11 protein-coding genes and 2 pseudogenes are annotated in these 19,339 nt (G+C 39.0%); 4 read left to right on the plus strand and 9 right to left on the minus strand.

Annotation, left to right across the window (positions count from 1 at the left end):
* The first annotated feature begins 213 nt into the window (after positions 1-213).
* The 3 genes from ADICYQ_RS14030 to ADICYQ_RS28685 all read left to right on the plus strand — a co-directional run bounded on the left by ADICYQ_RS14030 (position 214) and on the right by ADICYQ_RS28685 (position 5,698).
* Positions 214-1,539, plus strand: coding sequence for a PQQ-dependent sugar dehydrogenase (locus ADICYQ_RS14030; protein WP_020891560.1), 1,326 nt, complete (start codon positions 214-216; stop codon positions 1,537-1,539).
* A 256-nt stretch (positions 1,540-1,795) separates the two neighbouring features.
* Entirely contained in the window at positions 1,796-2,605 is an 810-nt protein-coding gene (locus ADICYQ_RS14035) for a sugar phosphate isomerase/epimerase family protein (protein WP_020891561.1), read from the plus strand.
* Between the two features lie 294 nt (positions 2,606-2,899).
* A complete protein-coding gene (locus tag ADICYQ_RS28685) occupies positions 2,900-5,698 on the plus strand; it encodes a DUF6797 domain-containing protein (protein ID WP_020891562.1) in 2,799 nt (932 codons plus the stop codon).
* A gap of 490 nt (positions 5,699-6,188) precedes the next feature.
* Here the strand turns inward: ADICYQ_RS28685 and ADICYQ_RS14045 are convergent, their stop codons facing one another.
* The 5 genes and pseudogenes from ADICYQ_RS14045 to ADICYQ_RS14065 form a co-directional block, all read right to left on the minus strand.
* Positions 6,189-7,559 (minus strand): sulfatase-like hydrolase/transferase, encoded by a 1,371-nt coding sequence (locus ADICYQ_RS14045; RefSeq protein WP_081652360.1) that lies wholly within the window; start codon positions 7,557-7,559, stop codon positions 6,189-6,191.
* Positions 7,560-7,584: 25 nt separating this feature from the next.
* Positions 7,585-9,094, minus strand: a pseudogene (locus ADICYQ_RS14050) (RagB/SusD family nutrient uptake outer membrane protein).
* Between the two features lie 11 nt (positions 9,095-9,105).
* Positions 9,106-12,486 carry a SusC/RagA family TonB-linked outer membrane protein gene (locus ADICYQ_RS14055; RefSeq protein WP_020891565.1) on the minus strand — a complete coding sequence of 1,127 codons (3,381 nt, stop codon included), beginning with the start codon at positions 12,484-12,486 and terminating at the stop codon, positions 9,106-9,108.
* 144 nt (positions 12,487-12,630) lie between these two features.
* Positions 12,631-13,689: a FecR family protein gene (locus ADICYQ_RS14060; RefSeq protein WP_020891566.1), complete on the minus strand. Its 1,059-nt coding sequence runs from the start codon at positions 13,687-13,689 to the stop codon at positions 12,631-12,633.
* A gap of 129 nt (positions 13,690-13,818) precedes the next feature.
* Positions 13,819-14,418: an RNA polymerase sigma factor gene (locus tag ADICYQ_RS14065; protein WP_020891567.1), complete on the minus strand. Its 600-nt coding sequence runs from the start codon at positions 14,416-14,418 to the stop codon at positions 13,819-13,821.
* 396 nt (positions 14,419-14,814) lie between these two features.
* Here ADICYQ_RS14065 and ADICYQ_RS14070 point away from each other — a divergent pair, with 396 nt between their 5' ends.
* Positions 14,815-16,152: a DUF4934 domain-containing protein gene (locus tag ADICYQ_RS14070; RefSeq protein WP_081652361.1), complete on the plus strand. Its 1,338-nt coding sequence runs from the start codon at positions 14,815-14,817 to the stop codon at positions 16,150-16,152.
* A 141-nt stretch (positions 16,153-16,293) separates the two neighbouring features.
* Here the strand turns inward: ADICYQ_RS14070 and ADICYQ_RS14075 are convergent, their stop codons facing one another.
* The 4 genes and pseudogenes from ADICYQ_RS14075 to ADICYQ_RS14090 form a co-directional block, all read right to left on the minus strand.
* On the minus strand, positions 16,294-17,097 hold the full coding sequence (locus ADICYQ_RS14075; protein WP_020891569.1) for a TPM domain-containing protein: 804 nt from the start codon (positions 17,095-17,097) through the stop codon (positions 16,294-16,296).
* 6 nt (positions 17,098-17,103) lie between these two features.
* A pseudogene (locus ADICYQ_RS14080) lies at positions 17,104-17,539 on the minus strand (TPM domain-containing protein).
* A gap of 11 nt (positions 17,540-17,550) precedes the next feature.
* Complete coding sequence (locus tag ADICYQ_RS14085) at positions 17,551-18,141, minus strand: LemA family protein (protein ID WP_020891571.1); 591 nt, start codon at positions 18,139-18,141, stop codon at positions 17,551-17,553.
* A 547-nt stretch (positions 18,142-18,688) separates the two neighbouring features.
* Positions 18,689-19,126, minus strand: a complete 438-nt coding sequence (locus ADICYQ_RS14090; protein WP_020891572.1) for an addiction module antidote protein — start codon at positions 19,124-19,126, stop codon at positions 18,689-18,691.
* Positions 19,127-19,339 lie beyond the last annotated feature (213 nt).

Here is a 19,339-nt window from a genome sequence, read left to right on the forward strand (position 1 = left end):
TGGTTTTATAAGAAATGGGGACTTTTTCATTCAAATTAATATTTGCTCAATGCCTCTTAATTGCCAGCAATATAGCGTTTTTGAGTGGTCTAAATATTGACTATCTAGGTTTTATTTGGGCATTTATTCATCGAAATATAAGGTACAATATTTGTGGCTATTAATGCATAGCGGTATATTTGAACTTTAACCACCTTAAAACCATAATTAAACATGAAATATTTAAAATTAAACTTACTTTCAGCAGCCTTTGTTTGTGGCGGTTTGCTTTCAGGATGTAGTAGTCCGACAGAAACAGCTACAGATGACCCTTACTTTACGGCAGATGAAGACCAGGGTGGATTGACTCTAGGTGATGGATTTCAGTCTTATGTAATTGCTGAGGACCTGGGAAGAGCAAGGCATTTGGCTGTTAGGGAAAACGGCGACATTTATGTAAACCTCAGAGAAGCAAATGATCAGGGTGGAATTGCTGCACTCAGAGATACTGATGGAGATGGTAGGGCAGATGAGATTGAGTATTTCAGTGACTTTGGAGGTACAGGAATGGCTTTCTATGATGGCAATCTTTATGCGTCCAATGACAGTACTATATTCAGGTATTCCTTTGTTGGAGACAATTTATTACCTGAAAATGCCGAGGCTCCAGACACCATTGTTTCTGGTTTGCCTGTACAAACTGCTCATGCAGCCAAATCCTTCACTTTTGATGACAAAGGATACCTCTATGTGAATGTTGGTGCTCCCTCTAACGCTTGTCAGGAACAAGACAGGACGAGGGACTCACCCGCCATGGATCCATGTCCACTTCTAGAAAGACATGGTGGCGTTTGGCGTTTTGACGCTTCAAAAGTCGGCCAAACGCAATTGGAAGACGGACATAGATTTTCTACAGGCATACGAAACGCTGTTGCATTACAATTCAATCCACTTGATGGACATGTGTATGCAGTTCAACATGGTAGAGACATGCTGAATGGATTATTTCCAGACATGTATACCGTCGAAGAAAGTGTTGAACAGCCAGCAGAGGAAATGTTTAGACTTAGCGATGGTGCTGATTTTGGTTGGCCATATTGCTATTTTGATGCAGCGCAAAATAAGCGTGTGACCTCCCCTGAATACGGTGGAGACAAACAAAGTACCGACAGGTGTGAAGGAACTGAAGGGCCAATTGCTACTTTTCCTGCACATATGGCTCCTAATGACCTGTTGTTTTATACAGGGGATCAATTTCCTGAAAGCTATAAAGGTGCAGCATTAATTGCTTTTCATGGATCATGGAACAGGGCTCCTTTGGGACAAAAAGGATACTTTGTGGCCATTCAACCTTTTGAAAACGGAGATCCTGCAGGTGAATATCAAAACCTGGCCGAAGGCTTTGCAGGTGTAGAAACTATAGAAGCACCAAGCGATGCCAAACACAGACCAACAGGCCTGGCAATGGCACCTGATGGTACTGTAATTGTGTCAGACTCTGTAACAGGCAAAATCTGGCGAGTATATTACAAAGAAGACAAAACCATGGCTTTAAAATAGGTTGCTGTCTAATTTGAAGAAAAAATTCAAAAAGGGGAAGTGTTTCCAAACACTTCCCCTTTTTTAATACCGTTCTCTTTAAAATTTACCAATCCGTCATTGCGAACCTTTTTTTTGGGCTTTTAAGGGAGGGAAAAGGTGTGGCAATCTCACTTTGCTAGTTTTCGGGTTTTATTGTCTGGCTTATGGATTTTTTATCCACTTCTTAAATCTATAAATTGGCCCAAGATTAGAATTGGGATTAACAACGGTTAAAATGACTATTAAATTTTATGCCCCGCTTTGGGGAAATACCCTGCCTTTTGAGAATTTTTGTGCAAATGTCAGTGAAGCGGGATACAACGGAGTGGAAATGGACCTCCCCTTGGAATATAAGCAAAGGGATGATTTGTTGGCGATTCTTAAAGACCATGGCCTGGAGTTAATTGGTCAGTATTTTCAATCTTTTGAGACCAATCCAAAAGCCAATTTAGATTCGTATGAAAGGTACCTTAACCATTTAATAGCTGCAGCACCAGTCCTAATCAATTGTCAAACAGGAAAGGATTATTTCGATTTCGAAGAAAATTTGCCTCTTTTCCAATTGGCCGATAGGCTTTCTAAAGAATCAGGCATCCCCATAACGCATGAAACACATCGTGGAAAGTGCTTGTACTCAGCACCTGTTGCCAAAAAGTATTTTGAAAACCTGCCTGAGTTACGCATCTGTTTGGATATTTCTCATTGGTGCAATGTACACGAGTCCTTACTAAAGGACCAGGAGGAGGTTGTTGACCTGGCCATTTCCAGAACAGACCATATCCACAGCAGGGTAGGGCATGCAGAAGGGCCACAGGTAAATGATCCACGTGCTCCCGAATGGGAAGAAGCCTTGTCTGCCCATCTTAAATGGTGGGATAAGGTTGTGCAATTACACAAGGCCAACAACAGGGATTTAACCATCAATACAGAGTTTGGTCCTTTTCCCTATATGCCAACACTTCCGTTTTCCGAAATGCCAATTGCCAACCAATGGGATATCAATGTTTATATGATGAATTTACTTAAAGACAGGTATAATAAATAACGGTTCTTTTACTTTATTCCAAGCACTAAAACCCATTCCTATTTAGTATCGGTAGATATTATTTTTTGTAATTAACAGTATTGGATGTAATTTCAAGGCTAGATAGCCAAGTGGGTCGGCCAGTTCAGTAAAAAAACTGAGATACAGAGGAATTCGAGTAGCTGGAATTGCACCCATTCCCGAGATTAAAGTGGCAGTGAAGAACTGATTTTATGATCTTTTTAGCAGATGCCTTAAACCCCAATAACCTAGATTTAATTTGAAAACCTATTAGTTAAATTGCATAACTTAGAAATGAAAAACACTGATACTGTTGCCACGTATTTTTTTCAACGGCCGAAAACAAGAAATTTTATCGGTACACTTACCATAATACTATTGATGTTATCGGCCTGCGGTGAAGCCGAAAAGGAAAACTTGATAACTTCAGTAAATTTTGAAGAACAAAGTTTTGCTCCATTTGTGGAGCCATCCTTTCCTTATATCTCAACTTCCTTTGATGGTAGGGACTTGGGAGCCGGTTTTCCTGAAGACAACATTTCTGGTCGCGTTTTGGCCATTAAATTGGGCAATGATGCTTATGCCTGTTTCGATACAGACATGTTGCGTTGGTCAGTGGCCTGGACCGGAGACTTTATGCCAATGGTAACCATGGCTCAGGTATCCTATGCTGATTTTCACAATAAAGGAAACCAAATCCCAAAAATAGGAGGAGATCCTAAATTGGCTACGGGAGCCTACCCAGGTTGGTCCATTGGACAGCTGTCGGCAAAAGATCCAAGAAAAGCCTCACCTCACCCTGACAGCCCAGCGTGGGGCGCCATACCTGCTGAAATAGGTAGATACGAAGGTATTTACCCAGTAGAAGACAAAGTCATACTTTCTTATACAGTAGGGAATACCCTTGTTTATGAATTACCAGGAAGCCTTCTTCATGAAGGACTTAAGGTTTTTGTCAGAAGATTTGCCATGGCAGCTTCTGACAAAAAAACTTTCCTAATGGCAGCTGAGATCACTGACATCAGCAATGTAGAATTGGCCGACAATCAGGTTTTGGTTTATCATGGGGATAAAGTGACCGCTATGGGACTTGCCAATGGCAGTGAAGGCGTTACACTTTCCGTTGAAGACAATAGGTATTTGGTAGTGGAAGTTGCAGCGCATGCTACAACAGTAGATTTTGAATTATTGCTTTGGAATGGGGAAGCTTCAGAAAAAAATAAATTTGCAGGGGTTTTAACCAATGAGTTGTCTACGCTTCCTGATTTTGAAAAAGGAAGCAAGCCTTATTGGGAAGAAGAAGTACTGACCAAGGGCCAAATTTCACCTGATACGGCAGCTTTTGTAACAGACCGATTGACATTGCCGGTGCCAAATCCTTGGAAACGGAATGTTAGAATGGTGGATGTTAGTTTTCTTAGCGATTCTGAGGCCGCTATGGTCACCTTTGAAGGGGATGTATGGAAAATAGCAGGGATAAATAAGGAATTGGATCGCCTGGTATGGACCAGAGTTGCTTCCGGGCTTTATGAGCCACAAAGTATAGAAGTGGTAAATGGTGAAATCTATGTTTATGGTAAGGATGGAATCACCCGACTACATGACCTGAATGGTGATGGCGTGGCTGATTTTTATGAAAATTTCTCCAATATGATGGCACAATCTATCGAAACCCGTGAATGGGCCAGCGATATGGTGGCTGATCCAAAAGGAGGGTTTTATGTGGCCAAATTTGGTGCCTTGGATATGGGACCTGAAGCCTCTTCGCCCAAAGCCCTTATGGGTTTTAGATCAGCATCAAATGATGATGGATCTATATTAAAAGTTTCAGCAGATGGACGAAGTATTAGTCAGTTTGCGACTGGATTTAGAGGGCCTTACCTTGGGATCCATCCTGAAAAAGGTTGGTTAACAGGTTCTGATCAGCAAGGGCATTATATGCCTTCTACCCCTATTATGTTGATTAGAAAAGGAGACTATTTTGGAGTTCCTGCCACTGCTCATAGAAAACCAATTCCTGAAACTACACCTCCAATTACCTGGATTCCTCACGGAGCAGACCGTTCAGGAGTAGGTCAAATTTGGGTTAATTCGGATAAGATGGGGCCACTCAATGATCAAATGCTTCATTTGTCTTATGGCAGACCAGGATTGTTCTTGGTGAAAGTGGACAGTAGTTCCTCCATCGTACAAGGAGGGGCTTCCGTGATTCCTGGTATTTATCCGGCACCTACCATGAAGGGTACAGTCAACCCTGAAGATGGTTTGGTTTATTTCGCAGGATTCTCCCTATGGGGACACAATTCTGAAGCTTTAAGCGCTTTTCTCCGATTGAGGTATACGGGTAAAGAAAGTTTATTGCCTGTAGATTATAAAGTTCGTGATGGCGGGATTCTATTAAGGTTTGGTCAGGAATTGGATCAGGCGACAGCCAGCGATTTAGCAAACTATCAAGTCAAAAGATGGAACTACCTGCGAACAGAGAAATATGGCTCAGGTCACTATCAATTGAATGGTGAAGTAGGTGAGGAGAACATGCCAGTATTGGCTGCCCACTTGTCAGCCGACAAGAAAGCTGTTTTTCTAGTAGTTCCTAACATTGCCATTGTAATGCAAATGGAAGTAGCCTTTGACCTTAAAACAGTATCTGGCACCTCTTGGTCTGATAAGGTTTGGATGACCGTAAATGCGGTTAACGAGGCCAATCTTCAGGCAGAAGGATTTGAAAATCTTAATCCTGCAGAATTGATCGAAAATTTTGATCCCACATTATTGGCAGGCAAAGAAGAAGGACAAGCGGATGCGATCAAAGGAAAAGAAATATTCCTGAAATACGGATGTATTGCCTGTCATGCGATTGACGACAATGTAGCTGGAAAAATTGGTCCAAGTGTAAAAGGACTGTATGGCGCCAAAAGAGAATTTAAAGATGGTACTACTGCCACTGCAGACGATGCCTATATCAAAGAGTCTATTGTTGATCCAGGTGCGAAGGTAGTAAAAGGCAGAGAAGGAGAGATGCCTTCCTTCCTTGGATTGCTTTCCGATCAGGACATAGAATCCGTTATTTTGTATTTTAAGACATTGAAATAAAATTGGAGCTGTTTAGTCAAACGGATTACGATAATTAAGCGAAATTTTTAAACATTCCCTAATGCAAAAAAGCGCACATAATTAGTTATGTGCGCTTTTTTTTATGTCTTGATTTGGGAGATTGTAGTTTTGGTAGCTGGGCTTATTGAGGCTAGTGGGGGAGAAAAACTACCAATAGAAATCCCTAATAAACGTACTCAAAGTTCCTTAATCTACAGGGAAACTTTTGAGCAGTTTAGGTCAGGTAGTTTATTTACATATAGTTAATCTATATAGGTAGCATTCACCATTCAATTCTAAAACAATGAATGTTTATTCATACATTTTTGGGTTAGATTTTTAATTAATTATTTCGGTGAAATGAATTCACATAGTTAGAGCCTGAGGAACTTTCCTTTTTGATAGGGAGGGCTCAAATTTATATGAGCCCTCTCCATTTTTTTATTGACTATAAAATTTTAATTTTTTATACAATGAAAATCTAGACCAATCAATTCATAGTCACCTCATCTATCCAAACCTTGTATTGATTTTGAAGGTTTTGGACTAGATCAGGATATTGCTTGACTTTGTTTTCGGATTCTCCAGGGTCAGTTGAAATGTTATACAGGTATAATTTATCAGGAGTTTTTTCTGATTCGGAAAGATGATTGCCTACAGGATTGTGAATCAGTTTCCAATCCCCCTCTCTAACTGCCCACTGGGGATCATTACCACCTAAACATTGCCAGAAAAAAGTATCATGAGGGGAAGGAGCGGTAGGGGAACGTATTATTTCAACCATGCTTTTTCCATCAATTTTATGATCTCCCTTGGGTATATTACACAATTCCAACAGGGTTGGGAACCAGTCCACATTGACTGAAAGTTGCTCCCTAACCTCATTTTGAGGAATTTTTCCAGGCCAACTAATTATGGCTGGAATCCGGATTCCCCCTTCAAAAAGACTGAATTTTGCTCCTCTGTATACTCCTGCATATCCACCACCAAAGAAAGTCCTTTCTTCCTCAGAATGACCATGATCAGACTGAAATACAATGATGGTGTTTTCCTCCAATCCTAATTCTACTAGTTTTTCCATTACCAGACCTATCTTTTCATCCATAGTAGAAATCAAGGCTGCATATTCCTTGCGGGGAGAAGGTAAATCATTGTAATAATTCCTCCATTTTTCTTGGCCTTGTAGAGGGTAATGTGGAATATTTAAAGCCCAGTAAAGGAAAAATGGATCCGATTGATTAGACTCTAAAAAGCCTTCAATTTCTTCTACCATTCTATCTGGGAAATAACTGCCATCTTCCCAAACTTCCTCTCCATTCCTCCAAAGGTCATGTCTGTTTGGACCATGCCAATAAAAGTAATGCGAGTAATTGTCTATACAACCTCCCATGTGCCCATAAGAATAATCAAATCCCTGTTGGTTGGGCATACTTGAAGGATTATAACCGACATGCCATTTACCAATATGTCCTGTTTTATAACCTGCTGATTGGAAAGTTTCCGCGATTGTAATTTGACTTCCAGACATTTCCGATTTGCCACCATTGTCCGAGGAGGCATTGGTGACAAGTCCAGCCCTTTGTGGGTACCTACCTGATAATAGCGATGCGCGGGAAGGAGAACAAACAGGGGCTGCGGTATAAAATTGAGTGAAACGAACCCCCTTTTTGGCTAAATTATCCATATTTGGGGTATAAAGATCTTTGGCACCATAAATATTTAGATCCAAAGTACCTTGATCATCCGTGTATATGATAATTACATTTGGCTTTTTATTCACTTGCAGGTCTTTACTCTGAGATGGATGAATTGAGCATAAAAATATACCCAATAAAAACGGAACAGCTCTATATATGAACATAGCTTGTAAGATTACTGTGATACATTTAATTATAACCAGGGTTTTGAGTTAGTTCAGGATTTTCCTGAATCTGTACAAAAGGGATTGGCCACAAATAATCCCGGTCTTTATTGAAGGTTCTATTGGTAATGACATTTCCTTCATAGTTATAGATAGGGCCATTGTTTACAACTTCTGCCGTTTTTCCATCTTCTAATATCTGAATAATAGAGTCCTTCAAATGCGAGTTCAATTCTTCTTTCTAAACGAATTAAATCCCTCATTTCCTCCTTAGACAGGCTATTTTGTATGGCAGGCATATTGACACTGGATCTTGCCCTTAGCATATTCAATGCTTCATAAACCGAAGGGTCTGGACCCACGGCCTCATTTTGTGCCTCTGCATAAGTTAATAGTACTTCTGCATATCGGATCACAATGGGATTCAATTCAGTATTGGGAGGGACAATATTTGAAACATCATCTGAAAACGAAGTAAACTTTTTCATACCAAACCCTGTATTCACCACATCTGATAATTCGGTTATTTTGCCATTAAAAGGGTATCCTATACAGGCAATTGATTGGTGCAATCGGGGATCCCTGTTTTCATAAGGTGATAAGGGGTCAAATAATGGAGATTCTTCCTTACTTAAACCATCTTTCATTAAATAGGCATCTACCAAGTCTTTTAACGGGGCAGGTGTATTAAGAATATAAATGGATTGGTCATAATTATTAGTAAATCTAGGAGCCAGAAATTCTACATTAAAAATAACCTCTTCATTGTTTTCATTATCTAGCATAAACAACTCCCTATAATTAGGGAACAAGGTATAGGCATTAAGGTCAATCACTTTTTTTGCTGTAGCAGCTGCTTCGGACCAATCTTCTTCATACAATAGAAGTCTCGCTTTTAGTGAAAGTGCAGCACCTTTTGTTGCCCGCCCGGTATCTCTGTCTTCATAAGTTTCAGGAAGGGCCTCGCTGGATTCATCAAGATCCTTTAGAATCTGAGCCAGGACCATTGCCTTCGGGGACCTGGGTAGGTCAGAATGCAAGGCAGCATCAGGCGTTTCTAAAATCAAGGGTACATCACCAAAGTAATTGACTAAATGAAAATAGTACAATGCTCTTAGGAATTTAGCCTCTCCAATCATTCTTGTCTTTAAATTTCCATCCATGGTTACCCCATCGATGTTATCCAAGAATGTATTGGTCCTACCAATTCCTGCATAAGATGCATCCCATTTTCCTGCCAATGCAGGATCAGTGGTTAATTGTACGCCTCTAGCCAATGGTCCCAATCCACCATTTTCATTGTATCCCCAAGCATTGGGAGTAACCATATCGGTTTCATAAAGAGCTCCGAACATACTGCGTAAAACCTGATAACATCCTGTAAGTCCCGCACTGGCATGTTCCTCTGTTACCCAAAAGGTCTCTACGCTGTATTGATCTGTAGGGTCTATTTCCAAAATATCCTCATTACATGAAATAATGGTCCAAATTAAACAAGGCAAAAGGAATTTATATAATATAGAATTCTTTTTCATTTTATTACTTTTTAGAAAGTGACGTTTAAACCAGCTGTATACATCTTTACTGTAGGGTATTCATAGAAATTCACCCCATTGATGTTTTTTTCAGGATCGAAATCCTTCATCTTGCTGAAAGTCAAAAGGTTTTGTCCATTCAGGTAAATTTTCAAGTTAGATATGCCGTACTTACTGGTGAAAACTTCAGGAATATTATACCCAATTTGAATGTTTTTCATTCGCAAATAGGAAGCATCTCTTAACCAAAAGTCAGACGGTCTGAAATTCTCATTGACACTACTTTCATATGTTGTTAAAATTGGAAGTCTGGCATCCCTGTTTTCAGGAGTCCAGGCATCAGTTGTCCATTCTTTGGTGACAGCAGTACCAAACCAAAAGGGTTGGGCAGCAATTAAGGAAGCATATGTGTTGATGTTTGCTACCCCTTGAAAAAAGGCGCTTAACTCAAAGGCTCTATAAGCCAAATTAAGAGAAAATTGGTAGGTAAATTCAGGTATCACTCCTCCTGATATTACCCTATCGTCCTCTGTAATAAAACCATCTCCATTCGTATCCTGGTATTTAAGGTATCCAGGTTTCGTGTCAGCAGTTTGAAAAGGACTACTGTCAATCTCCTCCTGATCTTGGAATATACCAATAGCATGAATAAGGTTGTATGAATCTATTGGATGCCCCTCCGTGATAATATTTCTTCCATTAAAAATGGTTTGTCCTCTTAGGTCAATTACCTCGTTGATGATTCGTGTAACACTTCCATTAATTTGGTAATTAAAATCATTAAAATTGTTTCTATAATTTAATCCCAATTCGATACCTGAATTGTCCACGGTACCAATGTTCTGAATTGGGCCGTTTAGATTTCCTACTTGTGAGGGCAGATTTACAGCCCTTAATATATCAGTCGTCCTTTTTTTGAATACATCTATTTCCAATCCTAACCTGTTTTCAAAAAAACCTGCATCAACTCCTACATTTGAAATGGTTGTAGTTTCCCAAGTGATGTTAGGATCATTATAGGAAGTCACGGCAGCACCTGCAGAAATATTTGTACCGAAGGCATAATCCTGACCCAGGTTAATCAGGTTTAGGTAGCGGAATAAACCTATTCTTTCATTCCCCAGTTTACCCCACGAAGCCCTTAACTTCAAATCACTTATCCAGGATACATTTTCTAGAAAATTTTCACGATCCAATCTCCATCCCGCAGAAAATGAAGGAAATAAGCCCCACCTCTTATCCTTGGCAAATCTTGAAGAGCCGTCATATCTGAAGTTGGCTTCAAATAAATATTTCTCCTTAAAATTGTATCCTAATCTTCCAAAATATGAATTCAATCTGGAACTGGCAGAGGTACTCGAAACAGCTGGATTACTTGATCCTGCATTTAATTCAAACAAATCATTTCCTAGGTACCCTTCATTTTGTCCCCAAAAAGTATTGTTAGAGAATGATTCTGAACTGATACCAATTAAGGAATTAATATGATGAGTTTTATTGAAATCATGTGACCAATTTAATGTATTGAAAACAGTGGTATTTATGTTGCCACCATAAGTTTTTCTCGTGCTTCGGTTTTGTTGGGATACTGACCTGGCATCGCCGTTAAAAGGAACTCTTGTTGCTGCCTCGGTTTTATTCTGGTAAATAAAAATATCCGGCACAAAGATGGTATTTAAGTCGTCTGACTTATTGATCCCAACATTCACTTTATACTTAATGTCAAAGGGCAATTCATATTCTGCAAAAAGGTTAATAAGATACCTTTGTTGAGTGGTTTGATTTTCACCTTCTGTTGCCAATACTATTGGGTGCCTAAATATATTGTGTCCTGTGGACCTTACAAAAGTATTGGCGTATCTACCATCTTCCAGATAGGTAGGATGAAATGCCTGAGCTTTTAAAATTGAACCCATTAAATTTTCAACACCAGCTACAGGTTCATCGATATCCCTATAAATGGCGTTTACATTGGTTCCTATTTTCAATCTTTTGGAAATTTGAGCGGTAGAATTAAAAGCCATAGAATACCTATTTGAACCGGAACCCATCATTACTCCCTTTTGGTCTAAATACCCTAAGGATAAGGAATAAGTCAAGTTTTCAGAACCTCCTGAAAACTGCAAATTATGTTCCTGGATAGATGCTGCACTAAACATGATGTCAAACCAGTCATTGTTAGGGTAGGTATATGGATCTACAGTCATTCCCTCCCTGTATTCATCAATCATGGTTTGAGGATAATCAACAATTAACCTTCCACCATTGATCATAGCTTGGTTTCTGAGTTCCATAAATCGCACTGGATCTTTAATGACATCCGGCAAATAATTCACTTTCTGAAACCCTGCATAAACATTGTATTTAACTTGAAACGTATCTTTGGAACCTGACTTGGTAGTCACTAAAATAACTCCGTTAGCAGCCCTTGAACCATAGATTGCTGCAGAAGCTGCATCTTTTAGGACAGATATACTTTCAATATCATTGGGGTTTACTTCTGAAAGTGGAAATTCTATACCATTAACCAATACCAATGCTTCGTTATTGTTTAAAGTACCCTGGCCCCGAATTCTAATTGTTGCGCCATCCCTACCTGGTTGTCCTCCAGCTTGGTTGACATAAACACCTTGAACTCCTTGAAGTAATTGAGAAGAATTGGTAACTGGAGCATTCTCCATTTGTTCCATATCCACAGTGGATATAGCCCCGGTTACATTGACACGCTTTTGAGTTCCAAATCCAATAACCACCACTTCATCCAAAGAAGACATGTCTTCAGCGAGTGTAATATTGATAATACTCTGGTCACCTACAGCTTTTCTTTGCGATTCAAATCCAATAAATGAAAAAACAAGCGTGGTGCCTTCAGGAACCGAAACGGAATATTTACCATCTAGATCAGTGGCGGTGCCAATAGAGGTTCCTGGTACTGATACTGTTACTCCAGGAATAGGCAGCCCCTTGCTATCTACGACAGTGCCACTTACAGTAACATCCACCATGATTTCAGGTGAAGGCTCTTTTGTTTTAGCCAGGCGGACACTTATTTTGTCATCCACTTGTTTGAAGTTCAGTTTATGTATAGTGGCTAAATCCACTAAGATCTTTTCAAGGGATTGACCATCAGCTTTAACGTTTACGCCACTGATTTTTTCGAATACCCTTTTATCATAAACAAAAGAAAACTCGGTTTTTGATTTTATTTCAGTGAAGACTTCTGTTAATGACGCTTCTTGAAGGTTGATGCTAAGGAAAACTTCTTTCATATCCAAAGACCCCTGTGCCTTGATAGGCGCAGCGTATATGAGGTTAAGAAACAAGAGTTGCAAAACAATTCCGTATAGGTAGTATTTACCAATCATACATAGGGCATGTAGTGTTTTTTTCATAAATTTGGGTGTTTTATTGTTAATTAATTATTTCAGTGAAACGAAGGCAAATAGTTGGAGCCTGAGAAACTTTCCTATCTGCCGGACAAGGCTCCTGCCTGCAAGGGCCTTGTCCATTTTTTAGATCGTATGTTACATGCTTTATTAGTTAAATTTTATGGTAACTTTTTTCTGTTCTATCTCATATTCAAAGCCATAAGCATAGCCCAAGCTTTCTAAAACACTGCTTAAATATTTGTCTTTATACTCACCAGAAATAAGTATTGTGGAAGATGGTGTGCCTTTGAATTCTATTTCCACCCCATACCAGCGCTCAAGGGTAACCTTGAATTCTGAAAATGAAACATCTGTAAACTTTAGTATTCCATCCTTCCAAAGGAAGGCAATTTGCCTATCGAAGTTCCTTTTAATCATTGGGCCATGCCCTTCCATGATTACCTCTTCCCCAGGCTGAAGCACCAAGGATTCACTTTCTAATTTTTCTTTGAAAACCTTCACCTGACCGGTTGCCAACTGTACATTTACTTTGTTTTTGTCAAAAGAATTAATATTGAATGAAGTTCCCAAGGCTGTGGTAACGAGATCGCCGCTAAACACTCTGAAGGGCAATAAACTATCTTTAGCTACCTCAAAAAATGATTCGCCTTTTAAAAATACATCCCTGTCGGATTTCCCAAAATCTATACTAAACCGGATATCACTTTCAGCATTCAAAATTACAGTGGATCCATCTGGTAAATGTATTTTGGATTTTTGTCCTTTGGGATTTGATTTGGTGATCCATTTATCTCCTTCCTGAAGCATAGCACTGTTGTCTATCTCTTTTTCCGTTGAGTTTTTTAATTGTAAAAACCCTACAACAGATACTATTAATAAAAAAGCAATGACCGCTGCTTTTGCGCCATATCGATAAATAGCGTAATACTTTATGTTATTTTGTTTTGGGTGTAGCGGTATGGTCTTTTTATTGATCCTAAGTTGTATTTTTTGGTGCAAAACCCGCTCTTTTTCTGCATTCCAATCATTTCCTGGTAAATCCAGTTCCAAAAGAACAGCTCTGGCCTCATTAAGAACTTCAAGCTTTTCTGGATTTCCCACTAGCCACTTGTTCCAAGACAAGCCACTTTCTGGATCATTTCTCAACACCCAATTGCGGAAGGAGGGATCATCAATAAAATCATCTATGGCGTTGAAATCTTTCATTTTGGATCTTTAACAACAGAGAGCGATTTATAGGTGAAATCTCATCTCTTGATCCAAAAAATTATTAAATATTACATAAAAAATAAATATTCATCTCTCAATTTCAATAAGAATAATTTTAAGGGTATATTATTGAAAAAATAAAAATAGTAGTCCGCTAAATTTTGTTGATGTTCGGGTGAATGATAGAATGTTTTTTAGCTTTTTTAAGCCTTTAAATATCAAGTTGTATACCGAGGGAACTTGAACATCCATCATTTTGGAGATTTCATCATAGGAAAGTTCTTGGATATATCTCAAGTAGATGGCTTCTTTTTGCCTAAGGGGTATTTGACCCAAGGCTTGGCTGATTTTATTGCTAGATTCCAGAATAATTTGATTCTCATCAAGAATTTCTAAAAAGGATGCTTCCCATTTAAATTTGGAATGCACTTCTTCTAATGATTCGTTTTTGTAAGCGCATTTAATTTTTTTAATTAGCTCCCTGCGAAAACAAGCAAATAAATAAAATTTGATGGAATTTTTAACGTTAATATTTTTTTTCAAATCCCAAATATGAACAAAGAGGTCTTGGATAACATCCTCAATTAAGTTAGTATCCTGGGTAAATTTGTGTCCATATTTATATAGGTCTTTAGAAAATGTGCTGTAAATATAGGAAAATGCCTGTTGGTTACCGGATTTCACCAGACCCCATATTTCAACTTCCGAAAGCGATGAAAAATCCATTTTACAAAGTGTTATTTTGGGTTAGATGCCAGCCAAATTAATAACTGCCAAACTATATTACTTAAAAATAATTATTGAGCAAAGATATTTTATGTATATGGTGCAATTGACATGAATAATTAAACTATAACTACTTAAATTTAAAATCATATTGGTAAATTAAATGGATTTCTATGAAAAATATGGAGTTACATATAGTTCACTTGGAAAAAACACCTAATAAGTTAGTATTTAACAGGGTGAGGAGGTATATTCCTGCATAAATTATTTTCTTAGAAGAAAAAACCTTCCAAATCTCTATTTTTAAAATAAGCTATTTTCATTTTAAAAATAGAAGCGTCTGGACTCAATATCCATTGGCGGTTAAATTATTTCTAAATTTAAACCACAGTGATTATGTTGCTTACAACAAGTCCTCATCACCAGCCAATCAGTAATTACAGTGGTTTGAAAAAAGTCCATTCTTCGAAGCGTCCTCAAACTATTTTTTTCTATCAACGCTTTACATTAGCACATTTTGTAAAAGATCCTCGCTATCTAAAGCACTGGCTAAGGCTATTAGGAGGCTTGTTTTTACTGATAACTAGCAACTGCCAACAAAAAGTCCAAGTTGAAAAACAGGAGGGAGGTTTGGCCTTGGTTTCGGTAGACCTCTCCGAATCCAGATCCGGTAAACTGTCTGAATTTTTTGAGCCAGAAATCAACTATATATGGCTGGAAGATAAATTGGATGAAGCTCAACTTAATGCCAGCTTACATCAAATCCTCTTTTATGGAGATAAAATTTATACCCTTGATATTTACGGATGTAAGTGCATTTCAATTTTCAATATGGAAGGGGAGTACTTGGGAAAGATTGCTGCTTATGGTGAAGGTCCCGGTGAATACCTTGATCTTGATGCTTTGGCAGTTGTAAATGAGGAACTGGTCTTATTAGGAGTTTATCCCAGCAAAATCATGTGGTTTAGCCTGGAAGGTGAGTTTCTACGTGAAACGATCTTGAAAGATCACTTCGGCCCCGGTGTGTTTTCTGAATTCGACAACCGGTATTACCAGTACAATATTCCAAAAGCCTCAGGAGAATTTTTTATTAAAAGCTTGAATGAAAATTTGCAGGATACTATTAATTTTTTGCCATTCTATTCCGAAAGGCTCGAAAGTATGATGTCCGGGAGGAATTATTTTCAAAAAAGCAAACAACATCTTTATTTTGGGATGACTTTTCTCGATACAATTTTTCAATTTAAAAATCAACAATTGGTCCCCAAGTTTGTATTCGATTTTGGGAATTATGGTCAAGACTTGGAAGAATTAAAAGGCTTGGAAATTAGAGAGAGACTTAAACTTATTAATAACCGTGCAAAACTATACTTCCTAGGTCGATACCATGTTTCCGAAAAACAGTTTTACACAATCCTCAGTTACGAAAAAAAAGTTTACAACCTCTTTTATGACCGGGAGAAATCACAATCCCATGCGATTGAAGGCAATCTAAAAAATGATATCGATGAAGGGAATGATCTAAAGTCAATAGGCTATGGTTTTGAACCGGGGAAAGTGGGGACAAGAATAGCTGGTAAAGACCTTTATCAGGCATTGGTAGAAAAGAAAAAGCAAATGGGCCAAGCTGATTTTGAGAAGTGGGCTAAGAGTAAAGGTAAAAACTTTGCGAAAACAGCCTTGGTAGGAAAAGATTCCGAAAACCCGGTGCTTATTGTTTATACGCTAAAGTGATACTACTTTAATTGATAGGGTATGCCACTATTGGTAAAGTGCACCCGTAAGAATGATGAGAATAGAGAACCCTGGAAGGTTGAAATTTATTTTCCCACAGGCTTAGGCCCGTGGGAAAATAATAATATGAGAGCAAAGTCACTACCAGCTTCCGCCTGCACCGCCTCCGCCAAAGCCACCGCCACCGAAGCCGCCGAAACCGCCTCCGCCACCACCGCCGAATCCTCCTCCTCCAGAGGAGAAATCTCCGTATTTGCCTCCTCTGCTACCTCCGAGCATATTGGCAAGCAGTAAGGTGGTGAAGATACCTACTCCGCCACGTTTACCACCCATGTGGTTGTTGTTGTCGTTTCGATTTCTGACTAGGGTGAGAATCACAAAGCCTACAATCATTACCAAAAACAAGGGTAAACCTCCTCCTGGTTTGTTTGCGGCGCCCATGTCTTCAGCTTTGTACTCGCCTGAAGCAAGCTTAAAAATCATGTCTGTGGCCTGATCTAAGCCTGTATAGTAGTTTTCCGTTCGGAAGCTTGGCACGATCAACTGATCGACAATTCGTTTCGCCAATGCATCTGGAATCGCTCCTTCCATGCCATAGCCTGTGGCGATAAAAACCTTACGGTCTTTCATCGCTGCCAATATAAGAACGCCATTGTCCTTGTCTTTTTTACCTATTCCCCATTTGTCTCCCAATTGAAAAGCATAATCACTGATATCATACGGCCCAATGGAACTGATCAAAACGATGCTGACCTGGGAAGAAGTGCTGTCGTTATAAGCCACAAGCTTGCTTTCCAGCTGTTGGACTTCATTGTTTGAAAGGGTCTTGGAAAAATCATTCACAAGGCGAGGCGGATTAGGTTTTTCAGGAAAATCTCCCTGAGCCCAGCTCGTAAATGAAAATGCTAGTAATAGAAACGAAAAGAAAAGGTTTTTTTTAATCATAATGTCTTATTCAAAGGAAATTTCATCAGGGAGTTCGTTGATGTCTCCTTCTTTGTCGTAAGGGAAATGTTGTTGAAGCTGCTTTCCGGACATTTCTATGCCTTTTTCTAAGTCCTTCAGTGAATGCACTTGTTTTAAAATGAACGAGCATTTCTTCTTTGATATTTTCCCAATAGTTTTCGGGAACCACCTTGTTTATGCCTGCATCTCCAAGAATGGCAAACTTATGATCCACCACTGCAAGATAGAAAAGCACCGCATTTCGCTGGGCGGTTTTGTGCATCTTGAGTTTCTCAAATACTTCAGCAGCCCTGTCAAGGACATCTCCTTTACAGCTGTTTTCGATGTGAACCTGAATTTCTCCAGAAGTTTCCATTTCTGCATTCCTTATGGCATCTGTTATAATGGCACGGTCTGCTTTACTAAATAATTTTTCGGCCATAATAAGGGTATTTAAAATTCTACCGTTGGTGCATTTTCAGATCCTGCAGAAGCTTCAAAATAGCCTTTACGCTCAAACCCATACCATCCAGCAAATATATTGTTTGGGAAAATCCTAAGATTTGAATTGTAGCCCTGTACGGATTGGTTGAAATTTCTTCTCGCTACCGCAATCCTGTTTTCCGTTCCTTCCAGTTGCGCCTGCAGTTCCAGGAAGTTTTGATTGGCTTTCAGGTCAGGATACCTTTCTACGGCTACAAGTAGCCTGCTAAGTGATCCACTCAATTGATCCTGTGCACCTTGGAATTTGGCGATGTTTTCGGGTGTAAGGTCATCTGCCTGCAAGGTGATGGAAGTCGCTTTAGCGCGCGCTTCGATTACACCGGTTAGCGTTTCTTGTTCAAAGTCAGCGTATCCCTTTACCGTATTCACCAAATTGGGAATCAGGTCAGCTCTTCGTTGGTATTGGGTTTCTACTTCAGCCCACTGACCGTTGATGGTTTCTTCGGTTTGCACAAAAGTGTTGTACACGCCTACCGCTTTGGAGTAAACAATGAACCCGATCACTGCGATGATGGCTATAGGAATTAATATTTTTTTCATGGTAAGGATATTTATAAAAACAATGAAGTTATATGACGTAATTTTTGGCTTGAGGTTTCCCAGAATGGGTGATTTTTCAAGAAAATCAATACAAAAGAAGCAGATTTAGGCAATTAAGACAAGCTTTTGCATTGAGAACGCAAGAGGATTTCCAAGCCAAGCTGCACTCAACCCTTTAGACAAGCTCAGTCCATCGGCTTATCCCGTAAAAACGAGCTGTGTCGGACTTCCTTCCTCTATTTCTAGTTGTAAATATCAAAGTTACCACATTAAAATTAGAAAACAGCCAAAGCCAAAATAAGCAGTTTTTGTAGGGTAGAAGCGAATTAAAGGAAAAGGCTATGCTTTAAGTGGTTAGGGAATGCTTTGTCGCAATGGCGGATTGCGTTTGCATTGTCGTGTTTTCATGGCATGGTGGATGGCGTTTACATCGTTGCACTTTCGCGCAGTGACATTCACTTGTCATTGCGAAGGGGAGGATTACTTATTTAGGTTTAATAATGTGTAATATCCCGAAGCAATCCCATGACCAGAAGAGATTGCTTCGTCATACCTCCTCGCAATAACGTATAGGGCTTATTTGAATATTTCCGCCAACTGCTTTCAATACTTTTATTATTGTCGAAAATTGTGGTTTTGCTCCTGCCGACAAGGCTTTGTACAAACTAGGTCTACTCATTCCTGTTTCTTCCGCAATTTTGCTCATTCCAATCGCTTTTGCAATATGTCCGAGGGCTACAATCACATCGTCAAAATCACCTTCATCCAATACGGAATTTAAATATTCGGCAATCATTTCGTTGCTGTCCAAATAGTCTGCTATATCAAATTTTGTAGTTTCCATTTTTAAATTGTCCCAAATGTTTTTGGCCTTCTCGATGTCTTTTTGTTGGGTTGATTTGTCTCCGCCAATCAGCAGAATTATTATCTTTCCATCCGTTTCCTTGAAATAAATTTTGTACCCCTTTGCGTAATTTATTTTCATTTCATTAATACTATTTCCCACACAGGTTTACAGTCTCCAAAATGGTCGTCATTTTCAAGTTTTTGGATTCTGAACAGAATTTTCGCTTTAGCCCTTAAATCCTTTAATCTCTTCAACCACTTGTCAAATTATATCGATTTTTCAATAAAATATATTTAATCGATGTATTCACTTGGATACAAATTTACTTGAATTTTTTAGAATACAAAAATC

The sequence above is a fragment of the Cyclobacterium qasimii M12-11B genome, from assembly GCF_000427295.1.
Lineage (GTDB): Bacteria > Bacteroidota > Bacteroidia > Cytophagales > Cyclobacteriaceae > Cyclobacterium > Cyclobacterium qasimii.

Bases quoted from the DNA above. Each gene is read 5' to 3' on its own strand.
- ADICYQ_RS14030 (WP_020891560.1), top strand. From the start codon at position 214: ATGAAATATTTAAAATTAAACTTACTTTCAGCAGCCTTTGTTTGTGGC.
- ADICYQ_RS14035 (WP_020891561.1), top strand. From the start codon at position 1,796: ATGACTATTAAATTTTATGCCCCGCTTTGGGGAAATACCCTGCCTTTT.
- ADICYQ_RS28685 (WP_020891562.1), top strand. From the start codon at position 2,900: ATGAAAAACACTGATACTGTTGCCACGTATTTTTTTCAACGGCCGAAA.
- ADICYQ_RS14045 (WP_081652360.1), bottom strand. From the start codon at position 7,559: ATGTTCATATATAGAGCTGTTCCGTTTTTATTGGGTATATTTTTATGC.
- ADICYQ_RS14055 (WP_020891565.1), bottom strand. From the start codon at position 12,486: ATGAAAAAAACACTACATGCCCTATGTATGATTGGTAAATACTACCTA.
- ADICYQ_RS14060 (WP_020891566.1), bottom strand. From the start codon at position 13,689: ATGAAAGATTTCAACGCCATAGATGATTTTATTGATGATCCCTCCTTC.
- ADICYQ_RS14065 (WP_020891567.1), bottom strand. From the start codon at position 14,418: ATGGATTTTTCATCGCTTTCGGAAGTTGAAATATGGGGTCTGGTGAAA.
- ADICYQ_RS14070 (WP_081652361.1), top strand. From the start codon at position 14,815: ATGTTGCTTACAACAAGTCCTCATCACCAGCCAATCAGTAATTACAGT.
- ADICYQ_RS14075 (WP_020891569.1), bottom strand. From the start codon at position 17,097: ATGATTAAAAAAAACCTTTTCTTTTCGTTTCTATTACTAGCATTTTCA.
- ADICYQ_RS14085 (WP_020891571.1), bottom strand. From the start codon at position 18,141: ATGAAAAAAATATTAATTCCTATAGCCATCATCGCAGTGATCGGGTTC.
- ADICYQ_RS14090 (WP_020891572.1), bottom strand. From the start codon at position 19,126: ATGAAAATAAATTACGCAAAGGGGTACAAAATTTATTTCAAGGAAACG.